Annotated in this window: 16 protein-coding genes; 3 read left to right on the top strand and 13 right to left on the bottom strand. The window is 70.6% G+C overall.

All coding sequences use genetic code 11. The features are described 5' to 3' along the window. Nucleotides 1–11: 11 nt before the first annotated feature. The gene (locus ACHFIV_RS16000) at nucleotides 12–1394 is read right to left on the bottom strand and encodes a hypothetical protein (RefSeq protein ID WP_398968670.1); all 1383 of its coding nucleotides are present in this window, start codon (nucleotides 1392–1394) and stop codon (nucleotides 12–14) included. A 400-nt stretch (nucleotides 1395–1794) separates the two neighbouring features. Then, the gene (locus tag ACHFIV_RS16005) at nucleotides 1795–2265 is read right to left on the bottom strand and encodes a DUF6194 family protein (RefSeq protein ID WP_398968673.1); all 471 of its coding nucleotides are present in this window, start codon (nucleotides 2263–2265) and stop codon (nucleotides 1795–1797) included. A 62-nt stretch (nucleotides 2266–2327) separates the two neighbouring features. On the opposite strand from ACHFIV_RS16005, the gene ACHFIV_RS16010 reads away from it, so the two are divergent. Beyond that, nucleotides 2328–3047, top strand: a complete 720-nt coding sequence (locus ACHFIV_RS16010; protein ID WP_398968674.1) for a MerR family transcriptional regulator — start codon at nucleotides 2328–2330, stop codon at nucleotides 3045–3047. A 247-nt stretch (nucleotides 3048–3294) separates the two neighbouring features. Here ACHFIV_RS16010 and ACHFIV_RS16015 read toward each other — a convergent pair whose 3' ends face one another. From ACHFIV_RS16015 to ACHFIV_RS16045, 7 genes are all read right to left on the bottom strand, one after another. After that, nucleotides 3295–3519, bottom strand: a complete 225-nt coding sequence (locus tag ACHFIV_RS16015) for a hypothetical protein (protein WP_398968677.1) — start codon at nucleotides 3517–3519, stop codon at nucleotides 3295–3297. A gap of 466 nt (nucleotides 3520–3985) precedes the next feature. Then, nucleotides 3986–4558, bottom strand: a complete 573-nt coding sequence (locus ACHFIV_RS16020; RefSeq protein WP_398968680.1) for a DUF6328 family protein — start codon at nucleotides 4556–4558, stop codon at nucleotides 3986–3988. Nucleotides 4559–4962: 404 nt separating this feature from the next. Beyond that, nucleotides 4963–5376, bottom strand: a complete 414-nt coding sequence (locus tag ACHFIV_RS16025) for a (R)-mandelonitrile lyase (RefSeq protein ID WP_398968683.1) — start codon at nucleotides 5374–5376, stop codon at nucleotides 4963–4965. Between the two features lie 135 nt (nucleotides 5377–5511). Next, the gene (locus ACHFIV_RS16030; protein WP_398968685.1) at nucleotides 5512–6768 is read right to left on the bottom strand and encodes an MFS transporter; all 1257 of its coding nucleotides are present in this window, start codon (nucleotides 6766–6768) and stop codon (nucleotides 5512–5514) included. Between the two features lie 82 nt (nucleotides 6769–6850). Beyond that, on the bottom strand, nucleotides 6851–7198 hold the full coding sequence (locus ACHFIV_RS16035) for a cyclophilin-like fold protein (protein ID WP_398968688.1): 348 nt from the start codon (nucleotides 7196–7198) through the stop codon (nucleotides 6851–6853). 268 nt (nucleotides 7199–7466) lie between these two features. Next, nucleotides 7467–7646 carry a hypothetical protein gene (locus ACHFIV_RS16040; RefSeq protein WP_398968691.1) on the bottom strand — a complete coding sequence of 60 codons (180 nt, stop codon included), beginning with the start codon at nucleotides 7644–7646 and terminating at the stop codon, nucleotides 7467–7469. A gap of 38 nt (nucleotides 7647–7684) precedes the next feature. Further along, on the bottom strand, nucleotides 7685–8701 hold the full coding sequence (locus ACHFIV_RS16045; protein WP_398968694.1) for a zinc-dependent alcohol dehydrogenase family protein: 1017 nt from the start codon (nucleotides 8699–8701) through the stop codon (nucleotides 7685–7687). 258 nt (nucleotides 8702–8959) lie between these two features. Here ACHFIV_RS16045 and ACHFIV_RS16050 point away from each other — a divergent pair, with 258 nt between their 5' ends. Continuing rightward, nucleotides 8960–9850 carry a helix-turn-helix transcriptional regulator gene (locus ACHFIV_RS16050; protein ID WP_398968697.1) on the top strand — a complete coding sequence of 297 codons (891 nt, stop codon included), beginning with the start codon at nucleotides 8960–8962 and terminating at the stop codon, nucleotides 9848–9850. A gap of 120 nt (nucleotides 9851–9970) precedes the next feature. Here the strand turns inward: ACHFIV_RS16050 and ACHFIV_RS16055 are convergent, their stop codons facing one another. Then, a complete protein-coding gene (locus tag ACHFIV_RS16055) occupies nucleotides 9971–10747 on the bottom strand; it encodes a class I SAM-dependent DNA methyltransferase (protein WP_398968700.1) in 777 nt (258 codons plus the stop codon). An 84-nt stretch (nucleotides 10748–10831) separates the two neighbouring features. Here ACHFIV_RS16055 and ACHFIV_RS16060 point away from each other — a divergent pair, with 84 nt between their 5' ends. Next, nucleotides 10832–11701, top strand: coding sequence for an alpha/beta fold hydrolase (locus ACHFIV_RS16060; protein WP_398968703.1), 870 nt, complete (start codon nucleotides 10832–10834; stop codon nucleotides 11699–11701). Between the two features lie 36 nt (nucleotides 11702–11737). Here the strand turns inward: ACHFIV_RS16060 and ACHFIV_RS16065 are convergent, their stop codons facing one another. From ACHFIV_RS16065 to ACHFIV_RS16075, 3 genes are all read right to left on the bottom strand, one after another. After that, entirely contained in the window at nucleotides 11738–12397 is a 660-nt protein-coding gene (locus tag ACHFIV_RS16065; RefSeq protein ID WP_398968705.1) for a class I SAM-dependent methyltransferase, read from the bottom strand. 335 nt (nucleotides 12398–12732) lie between these two features. Continuing rightward, the gene (locus tag ACHFIV_RS16070) at nucleotides 12733–13167 is read right to left on the bottom strand and encodes a VOC family protein (RefSeq protein ID WP_398968707.1); all 435 of its coding nucleotides are present in this window, start codon (nucleotides 13165–13167) and stop codon (nucleotides 12733–12735) included. A gap of 99 nt (nucleotides 13168–13266) precedes the next feature. Continuing rightward, nucleotides 13267–13941 carry an HAD family hydrolase gene (locus ACHFIV_RS16075; RefSeq protein WP_398968710.1) on the bottom strand — a complete coding sequence of 225 codons (675 nt, stop codon included), beginning with the start codon at nucleotides 13939–13941 and terminating at the stop codon, nucleotides 13267–13269. Nucleotides 13942–14069: the final 128 nt, after the last annotated feature.

The raw sequence follows: 14069 nt of genomic DNA on the forward strand, positions 1-14069 counted from the left end.
GCCCGACGTACTCAGCCAGCAATACCCGCCCGGTCCAGGAGGGCCGACATGTGCGCGATGGGCAGCGCGGGGTTGGAGGCAGCGGCCGCACCCACATCGGGATCGTCCAGCAGTTCCAGCAGTCTGGGCACGGGGAGCCGTGGGTCGCATGCGGCCGTCTCGCGCACCCGTGCCGCCGGGTCCCGGCTCAGCCGTTCGATGACGTCGGGCGTCGCGCCCGGGTCTCGCATGACCAGAGCGCGGGCCTCCGGGGCCGCCGCGTCAGCGAATCGCCCCGCGAGACCGTCCACCGGGAACTGCGGCTTGGAAGCCAGCATGGCGACTGCCCGGTGCTCCCCGTGCAGATACAGATCAAGCAGCAGTTCCGCGGGGGCGTCGGGATGGTTCTCGGCCAGCAGCAGCCGCACGCCGAAATCGGCGTCCCCGGCAAGCAGGTCCACACAGTCGTCAGGCAGTTCCCTGCACATCGCAGCGCTTCGCCGCAGCCATGTGTGTGCGGACGTGGCGCACCGGCGCAGGGTCTCCGTATCTCCGCGCGCGTCCCACACCCACCGCAAGACACCCAGCCGGTCCTCAGGACCGACCTGCCAGTCGATCGCGGCTCGCTCCGCCTCCGAGAGTTCGGGACGGGAGGAGACTGCCAACCGCACGGCGGGGTCGTCGTGGCTGGCCAGCTCCCGCGCGAGGTCCGCGGGAAACGCCGGGTTGCGCACGAGCCGCTCCAGCCACACTCCCTTGGCCGCGAGGCTTTCCGCCTGGGGCCGCCCGAGCCGGCCCCATTCCGCCACGTCTCCGAGCCGCCAGTCACCCGCGAGCGTTTCGACGAGCTCTGCCGTGCGTCCCTCGTCGTCGTGCATCACGTGTAGCGAGGCCGCTGTGCGTACAGCGGGATCAGTGTCGTCGAGGAGCGACGTACGCACGTCGTCGGTGAGTGCGTGCCAGACGCGGCGGCATGCCGCCAGCCGGAACAGCGGGTCGTCGTGAACGGCAAGCGGCACGAGCACGTGTGCGGGTGCGGTGGGCGCGTTGACAGCCTCATACCGGACCGTGCCGCGCTCGTGGGTCAGGAGCCGCTCGTACGCCCAGTCCGGCAAGGGCGCTCCTTCCATGCGGTACGGATGGGGGCCCATCGCGACAGCGAGCGCGTCCGACGCCAGTCCGTCGAGGAGACGGGCACGCAGGCCGGGATCGACGGTCCAGCTCTGAGCAAGGGCGGTCCGCACACGGCGGTCCGAATGGGCCACCATGGCCTCAGCCACTTCGGTCGGCAAGGTCGTGCGGTACGAAAGCCGGCTGACGATCCAGTGGTCGCCGAGCGCCAGCAGCCGCAGCAGCACGCAGGACGGTGCTGCCGGATTGCTGGCCAGGCCCTCTATCGCGTGTCGCGCCGTCATGTTCCCCCCACTGTCGCCGTCCGGTTGCACCCTCCAGCGCATCGTGCGCGCCGGGAGGGAGGCACCTGACGACGACCGGGGTATCTCGTCGCGGAGCCCTCGAGTCGCCGCGCTGATCAAGGGAAGGAGAAACGCCAACGTACACGGCAGTCAACGCCCGCACCCGTGATGTGGGCACTCGCTTCTGCGGCCGTGGGTGCCCGGGCCGCCGCACAGGTCCACGTGCCGCTCGACGACGGCGACCTGCACGTCTGCCGGAGGTGACGTGCGTACTCCTGCTGCCTGCACGCCGCAGACAGCCATGGCGACGGCTTATCTGCGGGGATGTGTGGGCCCGGTGCGGAGGTCCGTCGTGCCGGCGCCCGCTCGGCGCTCAGCGCGGACGAGGTCCTGCTCGTCGTCAGCTCGTCGAGTCCGCACGTCGCTCATGGCGCGCACGTGCGCGGTGATAGGCGTTGCGGAGAAGCTCGCGGACTGCCGCATCGGTCCCCCGCCCCGGATTCACCACTGCGACCCATCCGAGGGACGCGTAGACGGGGTGTGCGATCACAGCGTCGTCCATGCCGGGGTCGTCGTCGACGGCTGGTTCGCGCGGCGCGTGGCCCGTCCAGTCGATGAACGCCGACCTCCCGGCGCCGATGTTGACCCGGAACGTATCCGGGCGGTCCAGGCGCGACCTGTCGTCGCCCGGCTGGTCCTTCGTCACGATCGTCGCGAACGGCTGAGTGGCTTTCGGCATGCCCCCTTCAGGGGAGTAGAAGAAGAACGTGTCCCCCCAACTGATCTCAGGCGAACCGTCGCCCGGTCCCGGCTGGACTGCCAGAGCGCCATCGAGGCGCTCCACGAACGCAATGATCTCTTCCATGGTCATGTGCTCGAGCGTTTCATTAAGGTGCTTGTGGAGACTTCGATCCGGAACGCGGAGGACCTGGGGTGCCAACTCTCAAGTCGTCGTCGATGCGCACGGTCGATGTCGCACGGCGTGCCGGGTACTCCGTGCAACAGGTGCGCAACCTCGAACGGGACGGCGTCCTGCCGCCGGCGGCGCGCTCGGGCGCGGGCTACCGGATCTACGGGGAGACACACGTCCAGTGCGCCGTGGCCTACCGAGCCCTCGCAGTCGGCACGGGTCCGAGCGGGGCGAAGCGGATCGTCCGCGCCGTGCACGAGTGCGCGACTCCGGAAGTACTCGCACTCCTCGACGCGGCACACGCGCGACTGCACCGGGAGCGTACGGACCTCGCACGCGCCAAGGAGGCGGCTGCCGCGATCTCCGCAGAGCCCGTCGGAGACGTACGCCCATCGGATGCGATGACCGTCTCCGAACTCGCCGCAGCGCTAGGGGTGCGCCCGTCGACACTGCGGCACTGGGACTCCGAAGGGCTCGCGGTTCCTGACCGGGTCCCACCGCGAGAAGCGCGACGATACTCACCGGTCCAGACGCGCGACGCCCGGATCGTGCACCAGCTGCGCAGCGCCGGGCACCGCATCGAGCAGCTGCGGACCTTGATGCCGGCCCTGCGGAGCGGGCAACGGTCGGAGGATCTCAGGGCCGCGCTGGCAGCCCGGGACGTGAGCATCACGGCTCGTTCCCGTGCTCTCCTCGAAGGCTCCGCCGCACTCAGCGCAGTCCTCGCCGCCACCTCGGGGTGAGGCACCTGCTGCGCCCCCACAGGGCTCACCGCGTCGTGGCTCCGGGCGGCGCCTATCCGTTCTTCCCCGCAGCTGAGGCCACCGTGACAGGAACCCAGGGGGAGCCGAACAGGCAGACCGGCCAGGCCCCGTCGCGGCCCACGAGGTGAGACCCCATGACATTGGGGCGCGCTGGGGATGCCGACGCCTGGACGGCTCCCGACCTCGCGCAGAAGGTGCTGTCGGTGTTCTGATTCCGTCCCGCGCCCTACACGTCGTCGGTGGCGTACAGCTCCAGGTGCCCGCACGCGGGACAGCGGAACGCCTTTATCTGCCGTCTGGGCCGGCCCATTCGTTTGGCGCCCCCGAAGACCCCCCGCTCCAACGTGCCCTCGATCCAGCGCGCGTACCCGCGCGAGTGCTTGCCGGCGTCCTCGATGAATCCGTCGACCAGGCCGACGGTGCCGCAATGGGTGCACGTGTAGTCGTTCATCCCGCGAGTGTAGGAAACCGGTATCCGGGCCAGGACTGTTCTGCCCGGAGCGCCGCGGGCTCCCTGCCCGGCCGCGTCAGGAGCTCGCCGTCGGACGAACCGGAGGGCAATGCCCGTCTCAGCCGACCGACTGGTGCGCAGTGCGTGTTTTTCAGTCACCGGGCGGGCACCGCGTGAAGGGTGCCGCCCGTCGTCAGCGCGTTACTCGTGTGCTCACTGTCCGGAACGGTCGAGGTCAGCGACCTCGCGTACGGCGCCGGCGATGACTGAAGCCTCCTTCTTGAGGACCGCACCGTGGTTGCTGGCAACTTTCGCGCCGCGGTACAGATGTCACACCGCAGACCGTCGGACCCGTGGGCAGCTGACCTCCGCGCCCCGGGCCCGACGGTGTGGTCCTCGAGCCGGTCCCCGTACCTGAGCCGTGCGTCGTTCCGTCCCAGAGCCCCCGGAAGGCCCCGAACCCGTGTTACTCCTTCGTTGCGCGTCGCCGGGGGCGCATGGTGGCCCGGCGGCGCAGCCCCAGAGGCAGGACGTACCAGCACAGGCAGAACCACAGCATGACGCTGCCGACCAGGATGATGGCGAGCGGACCGGGCACCACCACGTGCAGTATGAGCAGGAGGGTGCAGCCGATGGTGAGGGCCAGCAGCACCATCCCGCAGATCATGAGCCTGCTGGCGGCCTCGACCACCTCGTCCTTCATGCGCTGGCCGGACAGGAAGCGGTGAATTGACACGGGCGCTATGAGCGAGGCGGTGGCCATCGCTCCGAGCACGACGGTCGTGATGTAGACGGCACGCTCGAACGTGCCCAGGTCCTGGAACAGGGGTGTGAAGGCGACGCTCAGCAAGAAGCCGAACAGGATCTGCACACCCGTCTGTGCAACCCGCGTCTCCTGGAGTATCTCGTTCCAGCGGCGGTTGACCCGTTCGCGAGCGGTTTCCGGTCGTTCCGCCTCCGGGCCCGCCTCCCCCGTTACGCAGGAAGGGCAGGGCTTCTCCCCCGTCTCCGGCCCCGGCTGTTGCTCCGTCATGGTCATGGCGCCTCCAAGTGCTGAATCCCTCGGATTCCCAGGATGGGCGCCTTCATGCACGTCACCCGTGTCGCTCACCGCTCCCCTGGGCCGGACCGGCCGCGCGGTCGCAGCAGGGACGCGTCGCAGGTACGGCTGGGCCACGGGCAGGGTGGCGTTCGGATGCTCGTGCCAACTGCCCGGCGCCGGCCGTACGCCCCTGGTGCGATGCCGCGTCGTGCGGCGACGGGTCGGCCGGGGGATGCCACCGGATGGCCGGCCCGTGTCTGCGGGGCCGCCGGTCGGAGGGCCGGCGTGTGCTGAGCCGTCGCGGTCATCGCAGTTCTGCGGGGCGGGAGCGGGACACCTCGGCCCTGATTCAGGTGGACGTGGACGACGAGCGATGAGAGCCGACCCGCGCGGCACTCGGGTCAGTTGCCGGTTGCGGCATGGGCGCGGGCGTACTGGTCGTCGGTGACGGGCTCCAGCCAGGTGGTGCCGTCACCGGTGCCGTCACCGACGACCAGGGCGATGTGTGCCATGAACGAGGTGTCGGTGGCGCCGTGCCAATGCTCCTCACCTGCTGGGCACTTCACGGTCTGGCCCGCACTGACGCGCACCACGTGGCCGTCGCGGGTGCCTACCAGGCCGGTGCCGTCGGTGACGTGAAGAGTCTGGCCGTTCGCGTGGGAGTGCCAGTTGGTGCGCGCACCGGGGGTGAAGCGGACCAGAGCTGCGGCGAGACGGGCCGGCTCCGCCGGTGCCTCGATCATGTCGAGGTAGACGTCTCCGGTGAACCGCTCGGCCGGGGCTTTTGCCGTCGGGGTGGTAATGACGTGCTCCATGGTGGGTCCTTGCTGTTGTCGGGAAGCGGCGGGAGCCGACGGGAGGGGGGTGGCTCCGGGCGGAAGGATCGGTCGGTGGCTCGTCGAGTCGGTGGCACATGGCCCCACCGCTGACCGTGGTGTGCCGGTCCGGTGTCAGCGCTGCGACGGTGCCGGTGAGGCGGCGTCACCTCGCTCACCGGCCGGAGCGGTGTGCTGGAGGACGACGCGCGTCGGACGGTGTGGGCCGCTGCGCAGGAGGCCGATGAGCGGGAGCAGGGTGAGGGCGGCGAAGACTGCGCCCACCAGGGCGGGGCCGGTCAGACCGAGGGAGGAGTCCAGTGCGTGTCCGGCGAGCGCCGATCCGGCGGCGATGCCCATGTTGTACGCGGAGGTGGTCAGAGCGGAGGTCAGGGTGGGGGCGTCTCCCGCGGAGCGGACGGCGAGGGAGGTGACGACCGGGTTGACGGTGAATCCGGTCAGCGCCATGAGGAAGACCAGGGCGATGGCCGTCATCGGGCCGTCGGACAGCGGAACGAGCAGGAGAAGGGCCACAGCTGTGGCCGCGGCGGCGGTGATGGTCGTCGCCATGGGGCGCCGGCCGCCGAGGCGGCCACCGATCGCGGTGCCGCCCAGGGCACCGATTCCGAAGGCGATCAGGACCAGGGGGACAGCCCCTTCCGGGATGCCCGCGCGGCCGGTGAGCAGAGGCGTGATGTAGGTGTAGGCCGCCATGACACCGCCCATGATCAGCACGGCGGCCGCCAGGGCCAGCCACAGCGGGCCCTGGCGCAGGGCCCGGACCTCGGCCCGCACCGACACCGCGGCACGCTCCTCGACACGGGGGATGAAGCGGCCCACGAACACGGCGGCCAGGGCGGCGAGGAAGGCCAGGGCCCAGAACGGGCCCCGCCAGCCGGTGAACTGGCCGACGAAGGAGCCGAGCGGCACACCGACGACGTTGGCAAGGGTCAGGCCACCCATCATGACCCCGACGGCCCGGGTGGAGCGCTCGGGGCCCGCGGCGGCGGTGGCGATCACGAACCCCACCGCCCAGAACGCCCCCGTGGCCAGCGCCGTGATGACACGAGCGATGAGGACGACGGCGAAGGACGAACTGAGCGCCGCGACGACATGGCCGAGCGCGAACACGGTCAGAGCCAGGACCAGGGTCTGACGTCGGGGCATGCGCAGGGTGGCCATGGCCATGGCCGGACCGCCGACGATCATGCCGAGGGCGAAGGCGGTGATCAGCAGGCCGGCGTGGGAGACACTGACACCGAGGTCACCGGCCAGCTCGGGGAGCAGTCCGGCGATGACGAACTCGGTGGTACCCATCAGAAACGTACCGGCGGCCAGTACTCGTACGACGACGGGCAGCTTGCCGTGGGCGGTCGTGGCTGCAGAGGACATACGGGTGGTTCTCTCCTTACGGATCGTGTCCCAACGGATCGTGTCCCAACGGATCGTGTCCCTACGGATCGCGCGGGAGGGCTCAGGCGGCTTCGATGCGGACCTGGGTGGCCCTGGCCATCCGGTCGAGTTCACGCCGGTCTGTGAGGTGACCGAGCAGGACCAGGCCGGGTGAGTGCTCCCCGTCGCGGTAGAAGAAAGCGAGGTTGCCCCAGGGCGCGTAGTAGGCGAGGTCACCGGCCCGGGGCGTGACGGAGCCCGGAGCCCCGGAGGTGTCGAGCGCGCGCGGCGGGTCGCCGACCCGCTCGGTCTGGTGGAAGTCCTCCAGCTCCACGGTTAACGGCAGCAGCGCGGCGAAGTCGCGCGCGGCGGGGGTGTCGTGCAAGGTGGCGCCGGTCTGGCGGCCGTCCAGGGTGAGCCGGATGCGCATGGCGGTGTTCTCCTCTGTCGATGCGGCGGGACCGGAGGTGCGCGCCTCGTCGCACAGGCGGTTCCGGCGGCCAGGAACCGGCTGCCGGGACGACGCGGACGGGGGCACGGCGGGCGGGCGGCGCAGGAGGCGCGGCGTTCAGGGGTCGATCGGGCGTGGGATCGGCGGAGTGCCGGACCCCGGTTCGCTCGGTGTGCGGGCTGTACAGATGCTCGGCAGGAGCGTCGGGGCTGTAGCTCGGTGTCGCGCCACATCGCGCGGGGGACGATCAAGTGGCCACAAGGACGTGGTCCGGGGCGAGGCCGTCGTCGAGCATCGCCGAGTACGCGCCTTGGGCCGCGAAGGTGGTCCAGGTGCCTGCCCCGTCAGGACGCGGGCGCACCGCGCTGTCGTGGTTGACGAAAGGTGCCTCGCCGATCGCCCGCATCCCGGGCAGCACGGCATGCACGCGGGAACCGTCCGACACCCGTCCGTGCCGGTCCCGGATCAGGGAGTGAGCAGGGCCTTGATGGCGCGGCGTTCGTCCATCGCCTTGTAACCCTCGGCCACCTGGTCGAGCGGAAGCGTGAGGTCGAAGACCCTCCCCGGGGCGATCCGGTCCGAGAGGACGTGGTCGACGAGGTCGGGCAGGTAACGGCGCACGGGGGCCGGGCCGCCGCGCAGCGCGACGTGGGAGAAGAACAGCTCCTGTCCGTCGACGGCGACCTCGTGGGGGACGCCGACGAAGCCCACGTTGCCACCCGGCCGCGCCGAGTGCAGCGCCTGCCGCATGGCCTCGGCGGTGCCGACGCACTCCAGCACGCTGTCGGCGCCGATACCGCCGGTCAGGTCCTTGACCCGGGCCACGCCCTCCTCGCCGCGCTCGGTGACGATGTCGGTGGCGCCGAACTCGCGGGCGAGGTTCTGGCGGGATCCGTGGCGGCTCATCGCGATGATCCGCTCGGCGCCCATCTCCTTGGCTGCGATGACCCCGCACAGGCCGACGGCGCCGTCGCCGACCACCACCGCGGTCGAGCCGGGCTTGACCTCGGCGGCGTCGGCGGCCCACCAGCCGGTGCCCATCACGTCGGAGACGGCCAGAAGACCCGGCCAGTACTCCTCGCCCGGTACCTCGTCGGTGGCGACCAGGGTGCCTTGCGCGTTGGGGATGCGTACGAAGTCGGCCTGGCAGGTACTCATGAATTCTCGGTGCAGGCAGTTCGACTGGAAGCCGTTGCGGCAGTTCGCGCACGTGTTGTCCGAGGTCGCGAACGAACCGATCACGAACTGGCCCGGCTCGACCGAGGTGACCTCGACTCCGACTTCCTCGACGAAGCCGACGTACTCGTGTCCCATCGGGTGCGGGTCGCCGATCGGTTCCGCACCGCGGTAGGGCCACAGGTCGGAGCCGCACACACAGGTCACGGCCGTACGGATGATCGCGTCGGTGGGGTGGAGGATCTCCGGGTCGTCCAGGGTCTCGAAGCGGACGTCACCGGGGGCGTGTATCACTGCTCCGCGCATGAGCGGAACTCCTTCGCGTGCCGAGGCGGGCGGTACGGGTGTACCGGCAGCCGCCGAGTGCAGGGACGGCGGGCCGTGGACGGCGATGGGCGTCCGGGCCGGGCGTGGACTGTCCGCACCAGCCCTGCGCACGGCCGGGCGGGCGGGAAGCGCCACATCAACCAGGTAACCCGCTCCCGGTGCGCGCAGCGAGTCACCAGCAAGGGGTGTACCGGCAGTACATCCCTCCGGCCGCCGACGGGACGTACCGTCGGAGTTGTGGACAACCAAGCAGAGGCCCGCGAATTCCTCACCTCGCGGCGAGCCAAGATCACACCCGAGCAGGCGGGTCTGCCCTCCGGCAGCCGCCGTCGCGTCCCTGGCCTGCGCAGGAGCGAGGTGGCGGCCCTCGCCGACGTGAGCGTGGAGTACTACGCTCGACTGGAGCGGGGAAACCTCGCCGGGGTCTCCCCGGCCGTCCTGGAAGCCGTCGCCCGCGCTCTGCGGCTGGACGACGCCGAGCGTGCTCACCTACTTCGTCTGGCGCAGGCCGCTGACGGCTCCGATGTGCTCGCCCGCCCCCGCCGCCGCGCCACCCGGCAGTGGACGCCGCACCGCAGCCTGCAGTGGACCCTGGACGCGATCACCGCCGGCCCGGCCTTCGTCCGCAACGGCCGCATGGACCTTCTCGCCGCCAACCAGCTCGCCCGCGCCTTCTACGACGACGTCTACGCCGCCCCCGGCAACCAGGCGAACCTGGCCCGCTTCAACTTCCTCGACCCCGCCTCCAGACGGTTCTATCCCGACTGGGAGCAGGCCGCCGACGTGGCCGTCGCCATTCTGCGCACCGAGGCCGGCCGCAGTCCCCACGACAAGGGACTGCACGACCTCGTCGGGGAGCTGTCCACCCGCAGCGACGAGTTCCGCACCCGCTGGGGTGCCCACGACGTCCGCCACCACGGCACCGGCACCAAACGCTTCCACCACCACGCCGTGGGAGACCTCACTCTCGCCTACGAGGGACTGGAGATGGCCGCCGAGCCCGGCCTCACCCTCACCATCTACGCCGCGGAGCCCGGATCCGCCTCCGAGGAGAGCCTGAACCTGCTCGCCTCCTGGGAGGCCACGCGGACAGCCGGAAGCCGGATCGACGACTCCAGCCGTGCGTGAGCGCCTGGGACCGGTCCCGTGGGGAGTCACGCCCCCGTTCCGGCCGCGGGTCACGGACGGGGCCATGCCCACCGTGCATGGGCCGCCCTGTGCGGGGCCTCGGTCCGCGCCCCGGAGTCTTCACTCCGCGGAGTTCCGACGGCTCGGTGGCCGGTCTCGGTCCGGCTTGCGCCACACCGAGATGTGCTGTGCGGAGTCCTGGGTGAACGGGGCTCCGTACCAGTCCGCGACGCGCCGTTCCAGTTCCAGTCCGGCGATCCGTGCCATCAGGTCGAGCTCTGCCGGCCAGGCGTACCGGTGCCGGGAGGCGGCGCGACGGTAGGAGCCGTCGTCGCCCTCGCGGGTGAAGTGGTGCGACACGAGCATCTGCTCGACCAGGTCGAAGGTGTCGAAGCCGAGATGCCGCTCGGAGACGTCGAACGGCACAGCCACCTGGCCGGGCGGCAGGAAGCGCAGCGGCGGCACCCCCAGCTCGATGACGAATCGGCCGCCGGGTTCAAGGTGTCGTGCGGCGTTGCGGAAGCACTCGACCTGCTCCTCCTGCGTGAGCAGGTTCGTGATGGTGTTGTAGACGAGGTAGACGAGGGTGAAGCCGCCGGGGACCACGGTGGTGGCCATGTCTCCGACGAACACGGGCAGCATGCTCTCGTCGATCTTGCGCCGCAGCACCGCCGCCATGTGCTCGGACAGCTCGACGCCCACTATTGGCACACCGCGTGCCCGGAGCGGGACGCCTACGCGCCCGGTCCCGATGGCGAACTCGAGTGCCCTGCCGTCTCCGGCCAGCTCGGACAGAAAGGCGAGGGTCGGTTCGAGAACGGCAGCCGAGGACCTCTCCCTTTCCTCGGCGTCGTAGCGTTCGGCGGCCGCGCGGGTCCACAACTCACTGCTCGTCACGAGCGCCACTCTGCCGGGCACCGAGGGCTCTGTCGACGCAATTACCTTCCGATGAGTTTCCGGGGCCGGACCGGTCCACACGGTATGGAGACCTACACACTCAGCACAGCTGGCGCGGACCTCGTCTACGACGTGCGCGGGCCCCTCCCGACCGCTGACGGACACCCGCCGCTGGTGATGATCGGACAGCCCATGGACGCCGCTGGCTTCGCCGCGCTCGCCGCGCGCTTCCCCGAGCGGACCGTCGTCACCTACGATCCGCGCGGGCTCGGTCGCAGCACCCGTCGAGACGGCCGGGTCGACCACACACCGGACGTTCAGGCCGATGACGTACACGCCGTTCTCCAGGCCCTCGCGGCCGGGCCGGTCGAGATGTTCGCCAGTAGCGGCGGCGCGATCACCGCACTGGCGGTCGTGGCGAAGCATCCCGGTGATGTGACCACCTTGGTCGCCCACGAACCGCCGCTCATCACCCTCACACCGGACGGTCCGGCGGCCGTGCGGGCGCGGGCCCGGGTCCGGGAGGTGTACGAGAAGCGGGGGTGGGGGGCCGGGATGGCCGCATTCGTGGCCATGACCTCGTGGGAGGGCGAGTTCACCGACGCGTTCTTCGCGCAGCCCGATGCCGATCCCGTCGCCTACGGGATGCCCACCGAGGACGACGGCTCGCGCGATGATCCACTGCTCTCCGACCGGTCCTGGGCGATCAGCAGCTACCGTCCGGACGCCGAGGCGCTCAGCGCGGCTGCGACACGCGTGGTCATCGCCCTGGGTGAGGAGTCCCGGAACGTCCAGACCGGGCGCACTTCCGTCGCGACCGCCGAGCTGCTCGGACGGCGGGTGACCATGTTCCCGAGTCATCACGGTGGGTTCCTGGACGGCGAGTTCGGCTATCCGGGCAAGCCGGACGAGTTCGGACGTCGGTTGCGCGAGGTACTTGACGGGGCCTCATGACCCGGACGGTGACCGCCCCCCGGACGAAGGAGGACCTCAAGGGCGGGCGGGCCGGTGAGCAAGAAAGGTGGCGAACGTCCGCTCAGCACCCTCGCCGGGTTCCTCCACCAGGCGCGCGGTGATGCCGAGCCCGGCGTGCTTCAGGAGTTCGGCGATCCGGTCGGGCCGGGACAGATAGGACTCGTAGGACACCGGATGACCGCCGTACGCCTGCGTGGGGCGAAGACGCTGGCCGGCCCCGACGTGGCCGGCCAGCATCAGACAGCCGCCAGGCGCCAGCGTGCGGTGGAACTCGCCGAACACCACCGGCAGCAGGGCCGGCGGTGTGTGGTGGGTGGAGTAGTACGCAAGAATGCCGCCCAGGCTCCCGCTCCTGACAGGCAGCGAGGTCATCGAGCCGACGGTGAAGGCCAGACCTGGGTACGTGCTACGGGCCAGCTCGACCATGGCGGGCGACAGGTCCACGCCGAACGCGGGAACATGCTGCTCGGCAAGGTAGGCCGTGACTTTTCCGGGCCCGCAGCCCAGGTCGGCGACAGGTCCGAGGCCGGCTGTGCGCACCACTTCCGCGAAGACGTTCAGCATGCCTCGTGACAGCGGATCCAGCTCTGCCGGAGGCTTGACCAGCCGGGCGTAGTCCAGGGCGACCGTGTCGTACGACTTCCGGACTGCTGCGAGGTGGGTGAGATCAGGCATGCGGGCGACCCTAGTGCGAGCCCGCAACCGAAGCGACCATGCTCCGACGCCCTTCCGCGCCGCATGAGGTCGGACGGTGGCTCCGCTCCCAGGGGCGTACCCCGCCGTGCCGGAAGAAGCCCGGCTGTCGCCGTGCTGGCCGGTAGACGCACTCGGGCGCCCATGCGGGATCCTACGGTCGCGGGCGGTCGGAGAACTGTCCGGACCCGGCCGACCACCAGGTGGTCATCGGCGCCGGCACCCGACTCGACTTCGCGGGGGTGACTCCCGCTCCACACCGGACCGGAGGGATCCCGAGGGAGACGGTGCCCCGCCTCTCCTAGGCGGAGCCACACTCAGTCGACACAGAACTCGTTGCCCTCGATGTCCAGCATCGGAATGCAGGACTCGTTTTCCTCGTCGGCGTAGAGCGTCTGCACGTGAGTGGCACCGAGCGCGACCAGTCGTGCGCATTCGGCTTCGAGCGCGGCGAGGCGCTCGTCCCCCACCAGACCGGTGCCGACCCGGACGTCGAGATGCACCCGGTTCTTGGCGGTCTTGCCTTCGGGGACGCGCTGGAAGTAGAGGCGGGGACCGACGCCTGAGGGATCACTGCACGCGAACCACGCGTCCTGCTTCTCAGGAGGCAGGGTGCGGTTGTATGCGTCCCAGGTGGCGAACCCCTCCGGCGGGGGCGGTGCGGCGTACCCCAGCACCTCGCACCAGAACCGGGCGAGGCGCTCGGGTTCCGCGCAATCAAAGGTGACTTGGAACTTCTTGATCGCTGGCATCGGCGCACCCTAGCAGGTGGACTCAGCGGCTCGACAGGGCGTACAACGCGCCGCCCCCGCCCTCGGAGGGGTCGGCGTGGTCGCCGTTCGTGCAGTGCGTCAGTCGGCTCGGTCGAACCGGGAGAAGACACTGCTGTCCAGACGCTCGAGGAGGTCCGCAGGGTTGCGATACACCTCGAGGGCCCCGGCGTCCGTCAGCTCCTGTGCGGGGATGCCCCCCGACAGGAGGGCCACAGCGGGCACGGACGCGCCGGTCGCGGCTTTCATGTCCCAGACCGAGTCACCCACGTACACGGTCTCCTCGCTCGTCGCACCGGCAAGCTCCATCGCGTACCGGACCGGGGCGGGAGCCGGCTTGCCCTCGTCCACATCATCCGCGCTCGCCGTGTCGGCGATGACGTCATCGGCGTCCAGGACGCGCCGCAGTGCCTGGAGCTCCGGCCCGGACGCGGAGGTGGCGAGCACCACCCTCCAGCCCCGAGCCGCCAGGGCCCGTAGCAGATCGGCCGCGCCGTCCACCGCGGCCAGCCGCTCGAAGTACGTCGCGTACAGCGCTGAGTGCGTGCTTTTGATCTGTGCGTCCCGCTCACTGTCCCGCGCGGGTCCGAGGAGGTGCTCGATCAGATCGGCGGAGCCGAGGCCGATGGCCCGGTGCACCGCGGTCATGGGCACCGTCCGCCCCGCTTGCCGAAAGGCCTCCCACCAGGCTGTCACATGCAGGTAGTTGGTGTCGACGAGTGTTCCGTCCACATCGAACAGAGCCGCACGAACCATGACGCTCCTTCCGTGCGCAGCCGCGCGCGGAGGTGCGCTCGCCGCATTGCTCTGCATCGTAAGCGTCTCCGGGACGGGTAGGGCGACGCGGCGGGGGCTACGGCGTTTCGCTGAGTGCGAGCGGCTGC

Source organism: Streptomyces sp. ALB3, assembly GCF_044385685.1.
In the GTDB taxonomy this organism is placed as follows: Bacteria; Actinomycetota; Actinomycetes; order Streptomycetales; family Streptomycetaceae; genus Streptomyces.